This window comes from Kitasatospora sp. NPDC101235, from assembly GCF_044767505.1.
In the GTDB taxonomy this organism is placed as follows: Bacteria; Actinomycetota; Actinomycetes; order Streptomycetales; family Streptomycetaceae; genus Kitasatospora.
The window spans coordinates 1-17,742 of the sequence record NZ_JBIWNZ010000016.1; the positions used below are offsets into that span (position 1 = coordinate 1).

Genomic DNA, 17,742 nt, shown 5'->3' on the forward strand with positions numbered 1-17,742 from the left:
GTCGGCGTGGATCAGGGCGGTGCGGTCGGGGTGGTGGCGCACGCTCCACGCGAACAGTCCGTGGATGGTGTCGGCGCGCTGGTACGGCTCGAACATGGTGGTGCCTCCTCGGTGAGTGGTCCGGTGCGGGGTCAGACCCGGGTGCGCGAACGCCGGTGGGCGAGCACGAGCAGGACCGTTCCGAGCGCCAAGTAGCCGGTAAGGGTCAGGATTTGGAGAAGCCCTGGGGCCTCGCCGAACTGGGCCTGGTGGGCCAGCTCACCGAGGTGGTAGGTGGGCGTCAGCTTGGCCGGGAACTGCAGCCAGCCGGGGAAGGTGTCGACCGGCCAGAGCAGCCCGCCGAGGATGTCGAAACCCCAGATGCCGACGAACACCGGCAGGGCGACCGTCTTCTCGTCCAGGACGAGGCCGCAGGCGCAACCGAACACGCAGTAGACGGTCGAGCCGAGCCAGAGCGCAAGCACGGTGCTGGCCAGGTGCGCTCCGCTGATGGTGATGCCGTCCAGCCGGCTGCCGATGAGCAGCACGCCGGCGGCCGAGAGCAGGCAGAGCGGGAGGACGGTGAGCAGCCGCAGGGCGAGGTAGCCGCGGCCGAGGGACGGGCCGGCGGCAAGCTGGCGGTACCAGCCGTTCGTGCGGTCCTTGGCGATGGCGGTGGCGGTGCCGGACAGGCCGGCGTAGACCACGCCCATGGCGGCCATCGAGACCAGCACGTAGGTCTTGGAGTTGAGCCCGCCCGGCGGCTGGTGGACCAGCTCGTCGGCGACCAGGACACAGGTGACCACCGGGGAGAAGAGGATGGAGATCAGCATGGTCGGGTCGCGGAGCAGCCGTAGGAGCTCCAGCCGGTACAGCAGCGTCATCGGGAGGTCTCCTCGGAGTCGGCGGGCAGCAGCGGGGCGAGCGCCTCGGCCAGGCCCGGGTCGGCGATCCGCAGCCGGGTGAGCTGCAGGCCGGCGGTGTGCACGGCGGCCACGGTGGTGTCGGAGTCCGTGCTGAGCAGCCGGAACTCCTGCTCGGCGGAGCGGGTGGCGGCGGCCACGCCGGGGAGTTCGCGCAGCTTGGCGAGTTCGGCGTCCGGGGACTCGAAGGTGATGAGTCGGCCCTCGACCCGGCCGGCGAGTTCGGCGGGGGCGGCGTCGACACGGACGGCGTCCGGGGCGAGCAGCAGGACCCGGTCGGCGATCCGTTCGGCCTCGGTCGGGTCGTCCACGGCGAGCAGGACGGTGCGGCCGTCGCCGCGGTAGGTGCGGACGACGTCCCAGAACGCGGCCGCGTCGTCGGGATGGAGCCCGTCGGTCGGATGGTCGAGGACCAGCAGCTCGGGTTGGTGGGCGAGGGCGACGGCCAGCCGGACCAGGGCCTTGCCGCCCGCCCGTAGCCCTTCGGCCCGTACGCCCGAAAGCTCGCCGATGCCGCAGAGTGCGGCCAGGTCGGAGTGGTCGAGGGGGCGCGGGCCGAGCCGGCGGGCCACCGCCAGCACCCGGGCGACGGTGTGGCCCGCGGGCAGTCCGCCGCCGGCCGGCAGCCCGGCGGCCGCGGCGGTGCGGACGGCCTCGGCGGGCGACTGGTCGAGGACGCGCAGGCCGGCGGCGGGTCGCAGCCCCAGCAGTCGGTCGAACAGCGCGGTGACGTCGGAGCGTGCGCCGAAGAAGGCCACGGTGGTGCCGGGTTCGACGGTGAGGTCCCAGGGTTGGCCGGCGAGCCGGACCGCGGCGGAGGCGTCCGATGCCGCCTCCCGCGGTGCCTGGGCCGAGGGGCCGGGGGACGGTGACAGGGGCATGGTGCGCTCCCAGGGGTCGGGCGGGTCCGGTCCCGTCCGAGCCGGTGTGCACCGGCAGTCCGGGCCGGGCCGGAACCCTCGGGTCAGGATGCGCTCGAACGGACCGTCAGAAGGTCGGCGAGCGTGTCGAGTTCGGCTTGGTCGAGGTCCAGGTCGGCGGCCGTGGCGTTCTGTCGCAAGTGCTCGTCGCTGCGGCTGCCGGGGATCGGTACGAGGTGCCGCTCCTGGCCGAGCAGCCAGGCCAGGGCGAGGGTGGCGAGCGAGACGCCGTGGTGCCGCGCGATCCGGCGGGCCGGGTCGAGCCGGGCGTGGTCGCGGGCCAGGTTGCCGGCGGTGAAGCGTTCCTGGCGGCGGCGGTAGTCGGACGGTCCGAGCTGGTCGGTGGAGGAGAGCGCGCCGGCCAGGAAGCCGCGGCCGAGCGGGCTGTGCGCGACCAGGCCGACGCCCAGCTCGCGGGCGGTGGGCAGGATGTCGTCCTCCAGGCCGCGCGACCAGAGGGAGTACTCGCTCTCCAGCGCGGTCACCGGGTGGACGCTGTGCGCGCGGCGGAGCAGGTCGGCGGGGACTTCGGAGAGCCCGATGTGCCGGACCTTTCCGGCCTCGACCAGGGCAGCCAGCCCGCCGACGGTCTCCTCGATCGGGGCCGAGGGGTCGGGCCGGGCGAGGTAGTAGAGGTCGATGTGGTCGGTGCCGAGCCGGGCGAGCGAGGCGTCGCAGGCGCGGCGCAGGAAGTCGGGGCTGCCGTCGAAGGAAGTGGGGCGGGAGCCGTCGGTGAAGATCGCGCCGCCGCGGGTGGCGATCACCGCTTCGTCCCGGCGGCCGGCGACGGCGCGGCCGACCAGGCGCTCGATCTCGCCGCCGCCGTAGAAGTCGGCGGTGTCGAGCAGGGTGATGCCGAGGTCCAGGGCGGTACGGACGGCGCGGACCGCCTCGTCGGCGCCCACCGCTCCGTATCCGCCGGTCAGGCCGAGCGTCCCCAGGCCGACCGCTCCGGTGGTCAGGCCCTGACCGGTGCCCAAGGTCCGCTTCCTCAACGCCGTTCCCCCGTTCGGTTCGTACAGTCGGCCGGAACGTTAGGGGCGCTGCCTTGAGATCGACTGGATCTCGGGAGGAAGCGGGCTGGGGAATCCGGTGAAGGGGTGTTCGACCACGACTCCAGTGGCTGTGTAGAGCCGGTGGTCAGGGTCCTGGGGAGAAGGTCGGGGCCGGTCGTCCGGGGCGGGAAGCCGCGAGCCCCGCCGCACCCGAGAGAGGATCCTCGTGACGGAGAAGAGCGAGCCCCTGGTGGCCGAGTACAGCATCGTGATGAGCGCGCCGGCCCAGCGGGCCTTCGCGCTCATCGAGGACGCGGTCCGCTGGCCGCAGCACTTCACCCCGGTCGTGCACACCGAGCGGACCCAGGAGTCCGCGGACCGCGACGAGTTGAGGATCTGGGGTCTGCGCGGCGAGGACGCCGTCCGGGTCTGGACCGCCCGGCGCGTCTTCGACCGGGCTGGCCTGCGCATCTCGTTCACCAACGAGCCAGCGGTGGCCCCGCTGGCGGCCAGTGGTGGCGAGTGGTCGTTCACCGACCAGGGGGACGGCACCAGCCGGGTGACCGTCCGGCACGAGTTCACCATGCTGCCGGACGCGGACGTGCCGGCCGAGCGGATCGCCGAGGAGCTCGGCAAGCACTCGCGCAAGCAGCTGGAGGAGCTGAAGCTCGCCGCCGAGCTGGGGGATGAACTCGACCGCCTGGTGGTCGACTTCGAGGACCCGCTGTTCATCGGCGGGGCGGTGGAGGACTCCTGGGCGATCCTCTACGAGGCCGACAAGTGGCCCGAGCGGCTGGCGCACGTGCACAAGCTGACCATGACCGAGGACGTCCCGAACATCCAGTTCTTCGACATGGACACCACGACGCCGGACGGCCGCGGCCACTTCACCCGCTCGGTCCGGGTCTGCCTGCCGCACGGCAAGATCGTCTACAAGCAGGTCACCCCGCCGCCGCTGCTGACCGCGCACACCGGTCACTGGGCCTGGGTGGAGACGCCGGAGGGCCACCTGCTCAGCTCCCGCCACACCGTGACCATCAACCCGGCCAAGCTCGCGCTGCTCGGTGAGGGCACCACGGTCGAGGACGCCCGCAAGTACCTGCGCCGCGTGCTCAGCACCAACAGCATGACCAACCTGCGGCTGGCCAAGACCTACGCCGAGGAGCGCGCCGGTGTCTGAGCCGGCCGGGCGCGGGACCGTTCCGCGGGTCTTCGGCGTGCGTCCGGAGCCGGTCGTCCTCGACCGGCTCCCCCGCCGGGCGGCCGCGAACTGGCCGGACCGCACCGCCCTGGTCGGCGGCGGGCGCAGTCTGACGTTCCGTCAACTAGATGCCGAAGTGGACCGGTTCGCCCGGGCCATCGCCGCCGCGCTGCCCGGCACCGGGGCGGTGGTTGGTGCGACCACGGTGCTCAGCCCGGAGTTCGCGGCGCTGTACTACGGCATCGCCCGGGCCGGCCAGGTGATCGTCAGCGTCAACCCGTACCTGCCCGCGCCCGGCCTGCGGCACATCCTGGCGACGTCCCGGACCCGGCTGCTGTTCGTGCCGTCCGCACTGCTCGGCCGGATGGCCGAGATCTGCGGCCAACTGCCGGACCTGGAGCGGGTGGTGGTACTGGACGGGCCCGGCGGCGCGGCCGGCACCGAGACCTTGGCCGAGTTCCTCGCCTCGGGCGAGGGGGCCGGCGATCCGGCGCCCGCGACCGGGGTCGAGGACCCCGGCGGCCTGCACTTCACCAGCGGCACCACGGGCGCGCCCAAGGCCGTGGTGCTGTCGCACCGCAACCTGACCGTGAACGCCGCCCAGATCGCGCACGCCCACCGGATCGACCACACCTCCGTGGTGGCCAACCACCTGCCGCTGTACCACCTGATGCACCTCAACTCGGCGGTGTGCGCGGGCGCCACCCAGGTGCTCTGCCCCGACGAGGACCCGGTCGAGGCCCTCGCCGCCGCCGAACGGCACGGTGCCGTACGGCTGTTCAGCCTCCCGGTGCGGCTGGCCCGGCTGGCCGCCGACCCGCGGCTGCCGGAGCTGTCCGCAGGGGCGCTGGAGGCGATCCTGTCCGGCGGCAGCGCACTGCCGCAGGCGGCCGCCGAGGCGCTGTCGGACCGGTTCGGCATCCCGGTGCTCCAGGGCTACGGCCTGGCGGAGACCTCGCCGGTGACCCACACCGGCGTCATCGGTGACCCGCGGCCGGGCTCGGTGGGCCCGGTGGTGGCCGACACCGAGTGCCGGATCGTCGAGGTGGACACCCGGGCGGTACTCGGTGCCGGCGAGTGCGGTGAGGTGCAGGTGCGCGGCCCGCAGGTGATGACGGGCTACCTGGACCCGACGCTGCCCACCGGCATCGACGCCGACGGCTGGTTCTCCACCGGTGACATCGGCAAGGTCGACGAGGACGGCTTCCTGTACCTGGTGGACCGGCTCAAGGACGTGTTCAAGCACGACAACTGGCTGGTCTCGCCCGCCCAGATCGAGGAGGTGCTGGTCCGCCACCCCGCGGTCGTGGACTGCGCGGTGGTCGACCGGCCGGACGGCCTCGGCAACGGGGTGGCCCACGCCTACGTGGTGATCCGCCCGGACGCCGCGCCCGACGTCCTCGACCGGATCGCCGCCTTCGTCAACAGCCGGGTCGCCTACTACGAGCGGATCCGGCACATCACCGCGCTCGACACCGTGCCCCGCTCGCCGAACGGCAAGATCCTGCGCGCCGAACTGCGGGCCCGCGCGGCGTCCGGTGCCAACTGACCACCCAGACCCGAGAAGAGGAACCATGATCACCCTGATCAACCAGCTGACCGTGACCGGCAGCGAGGAGGAGTTCCGGAGCATCTCCGCCGAGCTCAACGCCTTCATGTCGCAGCAGCCCGGTTACCGCAGTCACACCCTGCTGCGCTCGGTGCGCGAGGCCGGCTCGTACGCCGAGATCGCGCAGTGGGACGACGCCGCGTCGCACCAGGCGGCGGTCCGCACCGAGGAGTTCCAGGCGCTGATCAAGCGGCTGGCCCAGGTTATCGCCAAGCCCGCGCCCGGGCTCTACGAGACCGTCACCGCGCACCACGCCTGAGCGGACCGGCCCCAACGCAGGAGGATCGATGAGGAATCAGGCGCAGGTGCTCGTCGTCGGGGCCGGACCGGTCGGCCTGACGGCCGCGCACGAGCTGGCCCGGCACGGCATCGCCGTGCGACTGGTGGACGCGGCCGCCGGGCCGGCGACCACCAGCCGGGCGATCGCCACCCACCCCCGCACGCTGGAGACCTACCAGCAGATGGGTGTGGTGGACGAGATGCTCGCCCTCGGCCGGCGGATCGAGGGTTTCACCATGTTCAAGGGCGGACGGCGGCTGGTGCGGCTGGACGCCGACTACAGCCGCAACCCGACCGCCTACCCGTTCACCCTGAGCATCGACCAGGTCCGCACCGAGCAGGTGCTGCGGGCCGCGGTGGAGCGGCTCGGGGTCAAGGTCGAGTGGGGCGTCCGGCTGGAGGAACTGCGCCAGGACGCCGACGGGGCCGAGGTCGTCCTCGCGCACGCCGGCGGCGAGCGGGAGACCGTCCGCACCCCGTGGCTGGTGGGCTGCGACGGGGGCCACTCCACCGTCCGCAAGTCGCTCGGACTGCGGCTGGTCGGCGACTCCAACGACACCTGGCTGCTGGCCGACGCCAAGGTCACGGTGGACCTGCCGGCCGACAGCATCTACTGGATGCACGCCGGGGCCGGCACCCTGATGCTGGTCCCGCTGCCCGGCGACCGTTGGCGGATGCTGGACACCGCCGAGACCGCGTACGACGGCGACGGCGCCGTGATCGCCGCCCGCTTCGCCCGGAAGCTCTCGGCCGCGCTCGGCCGGCCGGTGCGGGTGGACGAGCCCGAGTGGGTCTCGGTGTTCACCGCGCAGCAGCGGATGGTCGAGCGGATGCGGGTCGGCCGGGTACTGCTCGCCGGCGACGCCGCGCACGTGCACAGCCCGGCCTCCGGGCAGGGCATGAACACCGGCGTCCAGGAGGCGTACAACCTCGCCTGGAAGCTGGCGATGGTGATCAAGGGGCACAGCGGGGAGGCCCTGCTGGACAGCTACGACGCCGAGCGGCTGCCGATCGGCGCCGAACTGCTGAAGTCCACCCGCAACGCGACCCGGCTGGTGGCGTTGCGCGCGGCCCTGGCCGGGGTCTTCCTGCCGGTGTTCTTCTCGGTGGTGCGGACCGTCACGCCGCTGCGCAGGAAGATCCAGCACTCGGTGCTCAGCGCCATGTCCGGCCTCGCGCTGGGCTACCCCGAGTCGCCGCTGACCACCGCCGCCGCCGGACCCGAGCCGGCCGGGCCGCAGCCCGGGTTCCGGATCACCTCGGCACTGGCGGCCGCGGAGCCGGGAGAGGCCGTGGCCGCGATGGCCGAGGAGCTGTGCGACACGCGGTGGACCCTGCTGCACTTCCCGGCCGGCGGCGAGGCCGGCTTCGGCCGGGAAGCGGAGGCGCGGTACGGCGCGTGGTTGTCGGTACGGACGGTCGGTGGCGGCGAGCACAGCGTCGCCCCGCTGCCCGACCCGGACGGGCGGCTGCGCCGGGCCCTGGCCGCGCGGCCGGGCTCCTGGCTGCTGATCCGGCCGGACGGGTACCTGGCCACCCGGGGCGACCGGAGCGATCAGCAGGAACTGGACCGGGCGCTCGACGGCGCGCACCTGGTCGGCCGCGGAGGGCGGCAGACGCCGGGTGCCCCAGCGGGGGAAGGGGAGAGGAAGGCATGAACACGCAGGTAGTCGTCACCGGGATCGGAGTGGTCGCGCCCGGCGGCACCGGGACCAAGTCGTTCTGGGAGATGATCACGTCGGGCCGCACGGCGACCCGGGCGATCTCGCTCTTCGACCCCGACGGGTTCCGGTCCCGGATCGCCGCCGAGTGCGACTTCGACCCGGCCGCGAGCGGACTCGGCCCGCAGGAGGTCCGTCGGCTCGACCGCGCCGCGCAGTTCGCCCTGGTGGCGGGCGCGGAGGCGGTCGCCGAGGCCGGACTGGAACTCGACCGCATGGACCCGAGCCGGATCGGCGTGATGCTGGGCAGCGCGGTGGGCTGCAGCACCAGTCTGGAGCGCGAGTACGTCGTCACCAGCAACAGCGGGGCGAACTGGCTGGTGGACCACGGCTACACCGTGCCGCACCTGTACGACCAGTTCATCCCCAGCTCGATGGCGGCCGAACTGGCCTGGTCGGTCGGCGCGGAGGGCCCGGTGAGCATGGTCTCCACCGGTTGCACCTCGGGCATCGACGCGATCGGCCACGCCGCTCAGCTGATCCGCGAGGGCGTGGTGGACGTGATGGTCGCGGGGGCGACGGACGCACCGATCACCCCGATCACGGTCGCCTGCTTCGACGCGATCCGGGCGACCTCGCCGCGCAACGACGACCCGGGGCACGCCTCCCGTCCGTTCGACAACACCCGCAACGGTTTCGTCCTCGGTGAGGGCAGCGCGGTGCTGGTGCTGGAGAGCGCGGAGCATGCCCGGCGCCGCGGTGCCCGCCCGTACGCCGAGCTCGGCGGCTACGCCACGCGCAGCAACGCGTACCACATGACCGGCCTCCACCCGGAGGGGCGCGAGATGTCCGTGGCCATTGACGAAGCCCTCACCCAGGCCCGGCTGGATCCGACCGCGATCGACTACGTCAACGCGCACGGCTCCGGCACCCGGCAGAACGACCGGCACGAGACCGCCGCCTTCAAGCGCAGCCTGGGCGACCACGCGTACCGGACGCCGGTGAGCTCGATCAAGTCGATGGTCGGCCACTCGCTGGGAGCGATCGGCTCGATCGAGATCGCCGCCTGCGCGCTGGCGATCGCCCACTCGGTGGTGCCGCCGACGGCCAACCTGCACGAGCCCGACCCCGAGTGCGACCTGGACTACGTGCCGCTGACCGCCCGGGACGCCCGGCTCGACGCGGTGCTGAGCGTGGGCAGCGGGTTCGGCGGCTTCCAGAGCGCCATGGTGCTGCGCCGGCCGACGGCGGTGGCGGCATGACCGTGCGCACCGTGGTCACCGGGCTGGGCGTGCTGGCGCCGAACGGCACCGGCCTGGACGAGTACTGGTCGGCGGTCCTGCGGGGCCGCAGCGGACTCGGCCGGGTGGAACGCTTCGACCCGTCCGCCTACCCCTCCCAAGTAGCGGGCGAGATCAAGGGGTTCGAGGCTGCCGAGCACCTGCCGGCCAAGCTGCTGCCGCAGACCGACCGGGTCACCCAGCTGTCGCTGACCGCCGCCGAGTGGGCGATCGCCGACGCCGGCGTCGACCCGGCCGCACTCCCGGAGTACGGGGCCGGTGTGGTGACGGCCAGTAGCTCGGGCGGGTTCGAGTTCGGCCAGCGGGAGCTGGAGGCGCTCTGGGCCCGCGGGCCCAAGTACGTCAGCGCCTACCAGTCCTTCGCCTGGTTCTGCGCGGTCAACACCGGTCAGATCTCCATCCGGCACGGCCTGCGCGGCCCGAGCGGGGCGGTGGTCTCCGACCAGGCCGGCGGCCTGGACGCGGTGGCCGGGGCCCGCCGGGCGGTCCGCCAGGGCACCGCGCTGATGGTCACCGGCGGCGTGGACAGCTCGCTGTGCCCATGGGCCTGGATCGCCCACCTGGCCGGCGGCGGGCTGACCACCCGACGGGACCCGCAGCGCGCCTACCTGCCGTTCGACCGCGAGGCCGACGGCTACGTCCCCGGCGAGGGCGGGGCGATCCTCGTGGTCGAGGACGCCGAGCACGCCGCGGCCCGCGGCCCGGCCAAGGTGTACGGCGAAGTCGCCGGGTACGCCTCGGGCTTCGACCCGCGGCCCGGATCCGGCCGGCCGCCCGCCCTGCGCCGGGTGATCGAGGCCGCGCTCGCGGACGCCGGGCTCGCGGCCGGGGACGTCGACGTGGTATTCGCGGACGCCGCCGGCCTTCCGGAGGCGGACGCGGCGGAGGCGGCGGCGCTCACCGAGGTCTTCGGGGCGCGCGGCGTCCCGGTGACCGCGCCGAAGACCATGACCGGGCGGTTGTACGCGGGCGGTGCCCCGTTGGACCTCGCCGCGGCCCTGCTGTCCATCCGGGACGGCGTCATCCCGCCCACCGTCCACGTCGTGCGCCCCGTCGACGAGTACGGGCTCGACCTCGTGCTGGGCGAGCCGCGGGCGGCCGAGGTCCGCACCGCGCTGGTGCTGTCCCGCGGCCGCGGCGGTCACACCTCCGCGATGTGCCTGACCGCCGCCTGAAGCCACCCATCCGACCGATACGGCAGCCCGGCCCACCGGCCGGGCGGAGAGCAAGGAACACCATGACCGAAATCACCGTCGACGACCTGCGCCGGATCATGCGCGAGGGCGTCGGGGAGCGCGAAGGCTTCCTCGACGGCGACATCCTCGACCTCGGCTTCGCCGAGCTGGACATCGACTCGCTGGCGCTGCTGGAGACCGCCACCCGGATCGAGCGCGAGTTCGACGTCAATCTGCCGGACAGCCTCGTCACCGAGGCCGCGACGGTCGGTGGGCTGCTGGCGATGGTCAACGAGGCGCTGGCGGCCCAAGCCGGCTGACAGTCCGCTCGCAACGGATCTTCAAGCGGGCTTCGAGGCGGCGCTGAGAGCCTCCTGTCCGGTCGGGAGAGCACCGGCCCGCGCAGTGACATCCGCGCAGTGACACCCGCGCGGCGACATGAGGGGTGAGCACAGTGCAGAGCGAATCGAGCGCAGGCCGACTCCACGGCCGGGTGGCGCTGGTCACCGGCGCCACCCGCGGTCTCGGTCTGGCCGTCGCCCGCCGGCTGGCGGCGGCCGGGGCCACGGTCCACCTCAACTACGCGCACAGCGAGCAGGACGCGGTGGCGGCCGAGGCCGAGCTGGCCGGGCTGGCCGGCCGGGTCACCGCGGCCCGGGCGGACGTCACCGACCCGGCCGAGCTGGCCGTCCTGCTGAAGCGGATCGGGGAGCAGGACGGGCGGCTGGACATCCTCGTCCACAACGTCTCGTCGCTGCACCCGATGACCCCCGGCGAGCCCGACCCGGCGGGCGTGCACGCGGATCTGGCGACCGCGCTGGACCCGCTGCTCCACACCGCCGGAACACTGGCCGGGCTGATGCCCGCGGGCGGCCGGATCATCGCGGTCTCCAGCATCGGGGCCCGCGCCGTCGTCCCCCGCTACCTGGCCGCCGGCGTCGCCAAGGCGGCGCTGGAGAGCCTGGTGCGGTACCTGGCGGTCGGGTTCGCCGCCCGGGACGTCGCGGTCAACGCGGTGTCCACCGCCAAGCTCGCCAAGGGGGGCGAACCCACCCCGCAGGAGCAGCAGATGGCCCAGCGCTCGCCGTCCGGCCGGCTCACCGTGCCGGACGACGTGGCCGGGGTGGTGGAGCTGCTCTGCAGCCCGGAGGCCGGCTGGATCCGGGGCCAGACGATCACGGTGGACGGCGGGCAGGGCCTGCTCGCGCCATGAACCCCGCGACGGGCGGGAAACTTTGACGGAGGGCGGAGACGGGTGAACGGGATCGATACGGACGTCTGCGTGGTGGGCGGCGGCCCGGCGGGGCTGGCGCTGGCCCTGCTGCTGCTCCGCTCCGGCACGCGGGTGGCCGTGGTGGAGCGGTCCAAGTCCCTGGAGCGCGAGTACCGCGGTGAGATCCTGCAGCCGGGCGGCCTGGCGGTGCTGGAGGCGCTGGGCGTGCTCGACGCGGTCCGCCGGCGCGGCGGCTGCGAACTCACCGGCTTCCAACTGTGTGACCGGAAACGGGTGTTGATGGACATCGACTACACCCGGCTGCCCGCCCCGCACAACCGGCTGCTGAGCCTGCCACAGCACCACCTGTTGGCCGAACTGCTCGCCGCCTGCGAGGAGTTCGACACCTTCCGGAACCTGTCCGGGCATCCCCTGCGGGAACTGGTCCGGGGCCGCAGTGGTGCGGTGGCCGGCGTGGTGGCCGCGGCCACCGGCGGGCCGGTCCAGGTGGACGCCAAGTTGGTGGTCGCCGCCGACGGCCGCTACTCCAAGGCGCGCCGGCTCGCCCGGATCGACGCCGGGCGACTGGACCTCTTCCAGCAGGACGTGCTCTGGTTCAAGCTGCACGCCCCGGGCGGGGCCACCGGCAAGGTCCGGATCTTCCGTACCGGCGGCAGCGCCGTGATCGTCCACGACTCCCACCCGGACCGCCTCCAGATCGGCTGGAGCCTGCCGCACGGCAGCTACAACGAGCTGGCCCGGGAGGGCTTGCCGGCGGTCCGGGCGCGGCTGTGCGCCGCGCTGCCCGATCAGGCCGCGCTGATCGAGGAGCAGCTCGACTCCACCAAGCAGTTGACGCTGTTGGACGTCTTCGCCGGTTCGGCCGAGCGCTGGGCCGCGGACGGGCTGCTGCTGATCGGCGACGCCGCCCACACCCTGGGCCCGCTCGGCGCCCAGGGCATCAACCTGGCACTGCAGGACGCGGTGCTCGCGCACCCGGTGGTGCTGCGGGCCCTGGACAGCGGCAACGTCGGCGCCGAGGCCCTGTCGGCCTTCGAACGAGCCCGGCGGCCCGACATCGAGCGCGTCCTGAAGATGCAGAAGATACAGGCCAAGGGCATGTTCGCCGAGCCCAACCCGGTGGCCGACCTGATCCGCCCCGCAGTGGCGGGCCTGATCGGCCGCACCCCGATCGGCGCGAAGATCACCCGTCGGATCGCCTTCGGCAACCCGGACATCCGGGTCCGCACCGATCTCTTCGCGGCGGCCTGATCTCCGGCCGCACCGATCTCTTCGCGGCGGCCTGATCTCCGGCCGCACCGACCTCTTCGCGGCGGCCCGTTCCCGGCCGCCGAACCATGACCGGACCACTCCAACCATTCAGGAGCACCCAGCATGAAGATCATTGACATCTCGGTGGCCGTCGACGCCCAGGCCTGGGAGCCGGACCCGGTGATCCACGAGATCATGACCCCGGCCCAGGGCGCCGAGCACATGGCCGAGGAGATGAAGGAGTTCGGCCTGGAGATCTCGCCCAGCGACCTGCCGAACGGCGAGCTGCTCTCGATCGACACCCTGAAGCTGACCTCGCACACCGGCACCCACGTGGACGCCCCCTCGCACTACGGCTCCTCCGTCACGTACGGGGACGGCGTCCCGCGCACCATCGACCAGCTTCCGCTCGACTGGTTCCACCGCCCCGGCTTCGTGCTCGACCTCACCCGGGTCGAGGAGCAGGTCGCCGACGCGGCCTACGTGAAGGCCGAGCTGGACCGCATCGGCTACACCCCGCAGCCGATGGACATCGCCCTGCTGCGCACCCGCGCCTCCGAGTGGGTCGGTACCCCGATGTACTTCTCGGAGTTCGTCGGCCTGGACCGCTCCGCCACCGAGCTGCTGCTCGACTACGGCGTCAAGGTGATCGGCACCGACGCGTTCAGCGTGGACGCGCCGTTCGGCGACATGATCACCCGCTACCACCAGACCCAGGACCAGGGCGTGCTGTGGCCGGCCCACTTCCTCGGCCGCGAGCGCGAGTACTGCCACATCGAGCGCCTGGCCAACCTGGACACCCTGCCGAAGCCGTTCGGCTTCACCGTGGTCTGCTTCCCGTTCAAGGTGGCCGGCGCCGGCGCCGGCTGGACCCGCGCCGTCGCCATCTTCGAGGACGAGGACTGATCATGGGACAGATCTTCACCGCACCGGCCGGGCTCGTCGAACTGCGGGCCGGGATCGAGCAGTTCTACGCCCGGCACTTCCACCTGCTGGACGATGGCAAGGCCGCCGAGTGGGCCGGGGACTTCACCGAGGACGGCGCCTTCTTCCCGCCGAACGCCCCCGAGCCGCTGCGCGGCCGGGGGACGCTGGTGGCCGGCGTCGAGCGGGCGCACGCCGAGTACCAGGAGAAGGGCGAGCAGCGCCGGCACTGGCACGGCATGATCGCGGTGCAGCCGCGTGAGGACGGCACGATCCTGGTCCGGTGCTACGCGCAGATCATCATCACCCCGCGCGGGGGCCAGGCCCGGCTGCACCTCAGCTGCGTCTGCGAGGACGTGTTCGTCGTCGAGGGCGGCGCGCTGCTGATCCGCGAGCGTCGGGTCTCCCGCGACGACCTGGGCTGACCGGGCGTCAACCACCCGGGAAAGGTAGCCGAAAGGCCCCGGACCACCCACGAGAGGGGAGTCCGGGGCCTTCGCGCTGCCCCGATCGGACGGCGGCCGGCTCAGCCGGCGGCGGCCGCCAGCAGCTCGCGGACCAGTCGGGCCGGACTGGGGCGGTCCGCGATCTCGGCGCTCAGTGCGGCGGCGGCCGCGCGGTGGCCGGGGCCGTCCAGCAGGGACTCGACCGCGGCCCGGATGGCCGCCTCGTCGGCGGTCCGGCCGTCCAGCGCCAGCGCGGCGCCGCTCTGCGCCATCCGGCGCGCGTTGACCGACTGCTCCACGGTGAACGGCAGCGCCAGTTGCGGGACGCCGATGGCGGCCGCGGTCATGCCCCCGCCCGCGCCGCCGTGGTGCACCACTGCGTCGCAGGTCGGCAGCAGCAGGCCGAGCGGGGCGTAGCCGAGTACCCGGACGTTGCCGGGCAGCGCCGCCCGGTCCTCGTCGGTCAGCGTCGCCGGGTCGCAGGCCAGCAGCACCTCGGCGTCCAATCCGCCGAGCGCGGCGGCGATCCTCGGCGGGAGGAAGGAGCGCGGGCCCAGCAGCCCGGCCAGCGAGTTGCCCCAGATCACGCAGATTCGCGGCCGGCCGCTCCGACGGCCGAGGTCGGCGGCGGCCACGGCGCCCGGGCCGTTGTACGGGACGTACCGGACCGGCAGCCGCTCGCCCGTGAAGGGCGCGGCGATCGACGTCGGACAGGGGTCGATGACCCGCCCGATCAGCTCGGGGGCCATCGGACCGACGCCGTGCCGGGCGAAGCTCTCGGTGTGGTCCTGCGGGACGAGCGTGGCGCCCGGCTCGGTCTCGGCCGGACCGAGCGGCCCCCACAGGTGGCACAGTGCGGGCCGGCCCAGCACCTGGGCGGCCAGCACGCCTTCGAGGCTCATCAGGTCGTGCAGGACGAGGTCCGGCCGCCACTGCCGGGCGAACTCGACGGTGTCGTCGAGGCTCCGGCGGATCGCGGCGAGGTTGCGCTGCTGGTTCTCCCGCTTGTAGCCGGGCCAGTCGAAGTCCGAGAGCTTCTCCAGGACCTGACCGGTGACCGGGTGCAGCGGCATGCCGAGAGAGCGGTCGGCCCCCTCGCCAAGGGCGGCGAAGTAGTGGAAGATCCGGCCCCGGACGAGCATGTCCGGGCCGTCCAGGACGGGCACCGGGACGAGGCCGGCCCGGCCGACCGGACCGGCCTCCTCGGGGGTGCACGCCACCCGGACGTCGTGGCCGGCGGACTGCAGAGCCCAGGCCATCGGGACCATCGGGAAATAGTGCGCCGGGTAGTCGGACACGGTGAACAGGACGCGCACGGTCGGGTACTCCAGTCGGTTATCGCAGGGACACCCGGTCGGCGGCCAACTCGGCCAGCACCGGGACCAGTTCGTCGGGGGTGGGGCGCTCGCCGTGGGCCGCTGCGAGCGCGGCGGCGGCCTGCCGGTGGGACGGCGCGGTGAGCAGCTCGTCGACGGCGCCGGCGATCGCCCCGGCGTCCGCCGCGCTGCCGCGCAGTGCCAGGCCCGCGCCGGAGGCGGCGATCCGCTCGGCGACCAGCGCCTGCTCCTGCCCGAACGGCAGCGCCAGCTGCGGCACCCCGGCCGCCAGCGCGGTCATCGCACAGCCCGCGCCGCCGTGGTGGACCACCGCGGCGCTGCCCGGCAGCAGCCGGCTGAGCCGGTGCCCGCGCAGCACCCGGACGTCGTCGGGCACTTGGCCGAGCAGCGCGGCGTCCTCGTCGGACAGCGCCGCGACCACGTCGAGCCCACGCCCGGACAGTGCCCGCAGGATCCGCGGGACGATGAAGGAGCCGCGGCCGAAGATCCGGGTCAGCGAGTTGCTCCACACGACGCAGATCCGGGGCCGACCGTTCGGCGCGGGCGGCGCGGCGTCCGGCCGGGAGCCCTCGTAGGGAACGTAGCGGACGGCGAGCCGCTCGGCGCGGGTGCGCGGGGCCGCCTGCGGCGGGCACGGGTCCACCACGTACCGCAGCAGGTCGGCGTCGGCGGCGATGCCGAGCCGCTCGCGGGCCGGGGCGGGCAGGTCGGGCGAGAGCGCCTCCAGGCCGTACGAGGTCTCGTCGGTACCGGTGGGGCCCCAGAGGTGGCAGACCGCGGGGGCCTGAGCCACGTGGGCGGCGAGCATACCCTCGGGGGAGAGCAGGTCGTGCAGCACGAGGTCGGGGCGCTCGGCGCGGGCGAAGCCGGCCACCGCCTGGGCGCGGGTGCGGCCCCGGTCGGCCTCGGCGGCCGCGTGCACCGGGGCGTGGGCCGGCCAGTCGAAGTCGTCGAGGCCGTCGAGTTCGGCGCCGGTGAGCGGGTGGAGCAGCGGCAGGCCCGGGTGGTGGACCTTCCCGGCCAGCGCGTCGAGGTAGACGCCGAGCCGGGCCTGGACCACGGTGTCGACGTCGGTGCCGCAGCCCACGGCGGGCAGGCCAAGCGCCGCCACCTGACGGGCGTGCCCCTCGCCGCAGAGCACGGTGACCTGGTGGCCGGCCCGCCGGAGGGCCTGGGCCAGCGGAATCATCGGGTAGTAGTGCCCGGCGTAGTCCGAGACGGTGAGGGCGACCTTCATCGGGCCGCGCCCTCGGGGTCGGCGGCGAGCCGCTCCAGGGTCTCCACGAAGTCGGCCGGGCTGGGCCGGTCGAGGTTCTGGTCGCGCAGCTTCTCGGCGCCACGGCGGTGGGACGGGTCTTCCAGCATGGCCCGTACGCTGCGGCGCAGCTCGTCGGCGCCGGTCTGCGGGCCGGGCAGCAGGCGGCCGCCGCCCGCGGCCTCGATCCGCTCGCCGTTGGCCCGGTACTCGGCCCCGAAGGCCACGACGAGTTGGGGGACGCCGTGCGCGGTGGCGGTGAGCAGCCCGCCGGCCCCGCCGCTGTGCACCAGCAGGTCGGCGGTCGGCATCAGGAGGTGGAGCGGGCAGTGCTCGACCACGGTGACGTTGGACGGCAGCAGGCCGGCCTTGGCAATGGCGGCGGCGTTCGTGGTGAGCGTCACGTCGACGTCGAGCCCGGCGAGCGCCTCCAGGATCGTCGGGACGGCGAAGGAGCGGGCGCCGTACAGGTTCGGCAGGGTGTTGCTCCACATCACCACCACGTGCGGTCGCGCGGCGGGCCGGGCCATCCACGGGTCCATCCCGCCGGGGCCGTTGTACGGCACGTAGCGCAGCGGCAGCCGCTCGGCGGCGGTCGGCGGGGCCAGGTCGGCCGGGCAGATGTCGATCACGCGGTCGATCAGTGCGCGCCCGGTCCCGGTGATGCCGTGCCGCTCGAACTCGCGGCTGTAGTGCTGCGGGATGAAGTCCAGTCCCCAGCCGGTCTCCTCGGTGCCGATCGGGCCGGTCAGGTGGCAGAGTGCGGGCACCCCCAGTACCCGCGCGGGCACCACGCCGTCCAGGTGCAGCAGGTCGTGCAGGACCAGGTCGGGGCGCCACTCCCGGGCGAAGTCGACCATCGCGTTGATCCGGCGCCCGGCCTTGCCAGCCTCGGGGCCGCGGATCGAGCGGACGAAGGCGTCGACGTCGAACTCGTCCGGGCCGCCGAGCTCGGCGCCGGTCTCCGGGTGGACCAGCGGGAGTTCGAGCTCGGCCGGCGCGGTGCCGGCCCGGACGGCCTGGTGCAGGCCGAGGCGGGCCCACATCAGCATGTCGACGTCCTCCAGGACCGGGACCGGGGAGAGGCCCGCGCCCTCGACGTGACCCTGCTGGGCGGCGCCGCAGACCACCCGGACCTCGTGGCCGGCCGCCTGCAGAGCCCAGCCCAACGGGACCATCGGGAAGTAGTGCGGAAGATAGTCGGAGACGGCGAACATCACACGCATGCGCTTGGGGCTCCTGTCGTGACGGG

General features: G+C 73.8%; 17 protein-coding genes. 11 read left to right on the top strand and 6 right to left on the bottom strand.

What is annotated here, in order from left to right:
* Positions 1-131: 131 nt before the first annotated feature.
* The 3 genes from ACIRRH_RS24905 to ACIRRH_RS24915 all read right to left on the bottom strand — a co-directional run bounded on the left by ACIRRH_RS24905 (position 132) and on the right by ACIRRH_RS24915 (position 2,802).
* Positions 132-863 (bottom strand): ABC transporter permease, encoded by a 732-nt coding sequence (locus ACIRRH_RS24905; RefSeq protein WP_403071346.1) that lies wholly within the window; start codon positions 861-863, stop codon positions 132-134.
* Positions 860-1,783 carry a hypothetical protein gene (locus ACIRRH_RS24910; RefSeq protein WP_403071349.1) on the bottom strand — a complete coding sequence of 308 codons (924 nt, stop codon included), beginning with the start codon at positions 1,781-1,783 and terminating at the stop codon, positions 860-862. Before ACIRRH_RS24910 ends, ACIRRH_RS24905 begins: the two co-directional genes overlap by 4 nt.
* Before the next feature lie 83 nt (positions 1,784-1,866).
* A complete protein-coding gene (locus ACIRRH_RS24915) occupies positions 1,867-2,802 on the bottom strand; it encodes an aldo/keto reductase (RefSeq protein WP_403071352.1) in 936 nt (311 codons plus the stop codon).
* A gap of 241 nt (positions 2,803-3,043) precedes the next feature.
* On the opposite strand from ACIRRH_RS24915, the gene ACIRRH_RS24920 reads away from it, so the two are divergent.
* The 11 genes from ACIRRH_RS24920 to ACIRRH_RS24970 all read left to right on the top strand — a co-directional run bounded on the left by ACIRRH_RS24920 (position 3,044) and on the right by ACIRRH_RS24970 (position 13,877).
* The gene (locus tag ACIRRH_RS24920; protein WP_403071355.1) at positions 3,044-3,997 is read left to right on the top strand and encodes an aromatase/cyclase; all 954 of its coding nucleotides are present in this window, start codon (positions 3,044-3,046) and stop codon (positions 3,995-3,997) included.
* Positions 3,990-5,567: a class I adenylate-forming enzyme family protein gene (locus ACIRRH_RS24925; RefSeq protein WP_403071358.1), complete on the top strand. Its 1,578-nt coding sequence runs from the start codon at positions 3,990-3,992 to the stop codon at positions 5,565-5,567. Before ACIRRH_RS24920 ends, ACIRRH_RS24925 begins: the two co-directional genes overlap by 8 nt.
* A 25-nt stretch (positions 5,568-5,592) precedes the next feature.
* A complete protein-coding gene (locus tag ACIRRH_RS24930; protein ID WP_403071360.1) occupies positions 5,593-5,886 on the top strand; it encodes an antibiotic biosynthesis monooxygenase family protein in 294 nt (97 codons plus the stop codon).
* Between the two features lie 28 nt (positions 5,887-5,914).
* A complete protein-coding gene (locus ACIRRH_RS24935) occupies positions 5,915-7,564 on the top strand; it encodes an FAD-dependent oxidoreductase (RefSeq protein ID WP_403071363.1) in 1,650 nt (549 codons plus the stop codon).
* Entirely contained in the window at positions 7,561-8,829 is a 1,269-nt protein-coding gene (locus ACIRRH_RS24940) for a beta-ketoacyl-[acyl-carrier-protein] synthase family protein (protein WP_403071366.1), read from the top strand. Before ACIRRH_RS24935 ends, ACIRRH_RS24940 begins: the two co-directional genes overlap by 4 nt.
* The gene (locus tag ACIRRH_RS24945) at positions 8,826-10,043 is read left to right on the top strand and encodes a ketosynthase chain-length factor (protein ID WP_403071369.1); all 1,218 of its coding nucleotides are present in this window, start codon (positions 8,826-8,828) and stop codon (positions 10,041-10,043) included. Before ACIRRH_RS24940 ends, ACIRRH_RS24945 begins: the two co-directional genes overlap by 4 nt.
* A 62-nt stretch (positions 10,044-10,105) precedes the next feature.
* On the top strand, positions 10,106-10,363 hold the full coding sequence (locus ACIRRH_RS24950) for an acyl carrier protein (protein WP_403071372.1): 258 nt from the start codon (positions 10,106-10,108) through the stop codon (positions 10,361-10,363).
* 134 nt (positions 10,364-10,497) lie between these two features.
* Positions 10,498-11,256: an SDR family oxidoreductase gene (locus tag ACIRRH_RS24955; protein WP_403071375.1), complete on the top strand. Its 759-nt coding sequence runs from the start codon at positions 10,498-10,500 to the stop codon at positions 11,254-11,256.
* 42 nt (positions 11,257-11,298) lie between these two features.
* Positions 11,299-12,528: an FAD-dependent monooxygenase gene (locus ACIRRH_RS24960; protein WP_403071378.1), complete on the top strand. Its 1,230-nt coding sequence runs from the start codon at positions 11,299-11,301 to the stop codon at positions 12,526-12,528.
* Positions 12,529-12,651: 123 nt separating this feature from the next.
* Positions 12,652-13,434, top strand: coding sequence for a cyclase family protein (locus ACIRRH_RS24965; protein WP_403071380.1), 783 nt, complete (start codon positions 12,652-12,654; stop codon positions 13,432-13,434).
* Positions 13,435-13,436: 2 nt separating this feature from the next.
* Positions 13,437-13,877: a nuclear transport factor 2 family protein gene (locus tag ACIRRH_RS24970; protein WP_403071383.1), complete on the top strand. Its 441-nt coding sequence runs from the start codon at positions 13,437-13,439 to the stop codon at positions 13,875-13,877.
* 101 nt (positions 13,878-13,978) lie between these two features.
* On the opposite strand, the gene ACIRRH_RS24975 is transcribed toward ACIRRH_RS24970, so the two are convergent.
* The 3 genes from ACIRRH_RS24975 to ACIRRH_RS24985 are packed head-to-tail and all read right to left on the bottom strand — an operon-like array spanning position 13,979 to position 17,716.
* The gene (locus ACIRRH_RS24975) at positions 13,979-15,214 is read right to left on the bottom strand and encodes a nucleotide disphospho-sugar-binding domain-containing protein (RefSeq protein WP_403071385.1); all 1,236 of its coding nucleotides are present in this window, start codon (positions 15,212-15,214) and stop codon (positions 13,979-13,981) included.
* A gap of 19 nt (positions 15,215-15,233) precedes the next feature.
* A complete protein-coding gene (locus ACIRRH_RS24980; protein ID WP_403071388.1) occupies positions 15,234-16,472 on the bottom strand; it encodes a glycosyltransferase in 1,239 nt (412 codons plus the stop codon).
* Positions 16,469-17,716 carry a nucleotide disphospho-sugar-binding domain-containing protein gene (locus tag ACIRRH_RS24985; protein ID WP_403071391.1) on the bottom strand — a complete coding sequence of 416 codons (1,248 nt, stop codon included), beginning with the start codon at positions 17,714-17,716 and terminating at the stop codon, positions 16,469-16,471. Before ACIRRH_RS24985 ends, ACIRRH_RS24980 begins: the two co-directional genes overlap by 4 nt.
* Positions 17,717-17,742: the final 26 nt, after the last annotated feature.

Coding starts and splice junctions, on each gene's coding strand:
- ACIRRH_RS24940 (WP_403071366.1), top strand. CDS start 7,561: ATGAACACGCAGGTAGTCGTCACCGGGATCGGAGTGGTCGCGCCCGGC.
- ACIRRH_RS24950 (WP_403071372.1), top strand. CDS start 10,106: ATGACCGAAATCACCGTCGACGACCTGCGCCGGATCATGCGCGAGGGC.
- ACIRRH_RS24945 (WP_403071369.1), top strand. CDS start 8,826: ATGACCGTGCGCACCGTGGTCACCGGGCTGGGCGTGCTGGCGCCGAAC.
- ACIRRH_RS24935 (WP_403071363.1), top strand. CDS start 5,915: ATGAGGAATCAGGCGCAGGTGCTCGTCGTCGGGGCCGGACCGGTCGGC.
- ACIRRH_RS24970 (WP_403071383.1), top strand. CDS start 13,437: ATGGGACAGATCTTCACCGCACCGGCCGGGCTCGTCGAACTGCGGGCC.
- ACIRRH_RS24985 (WP_403071391.1), bottom strand. CDS start 17,716: ATGCGTGTGATGTTCGCCGTCTCCGACTATCTTCCGCACTACTTCCCG.
- ACIRRH_RS24905 (WP_403071346.1), bottom strand. CDS start 863: ATGACGCTGCTGTACCGGCTGGAGCTCCTACGGCTGCTCCGCGACCCG.
- ACIRRH_RS24930 (WP_403071360.1), top strand. CDS start 5,593: ATGATCACCCTGATCAACCAGCTGACCGTGACCGGCAGCGAGGAGGAG.
- ACIRRH_RS24910 (WP_403071349.1), bottom strand. CDS start 1,783: ATGCCCCTGTCACCGTCCCCCGGCCCCTCGGCCCAGGCACCGCGGGAG.
- ACIRRH_RS24965 (WP_403071380.1), top strand. CDS start 12,652: ATGAAGATCATTGACATCTCGGTGGCCGTCGACGCCCAGGCCTGGGAG.
- ACIRRH_RS24980 (WP_403071388.1), bottom strand. CDS start 16,472: ATGAAGGTCGCCCTCACCGTCTCGGACTACGCCGGGCACTACTACCCG.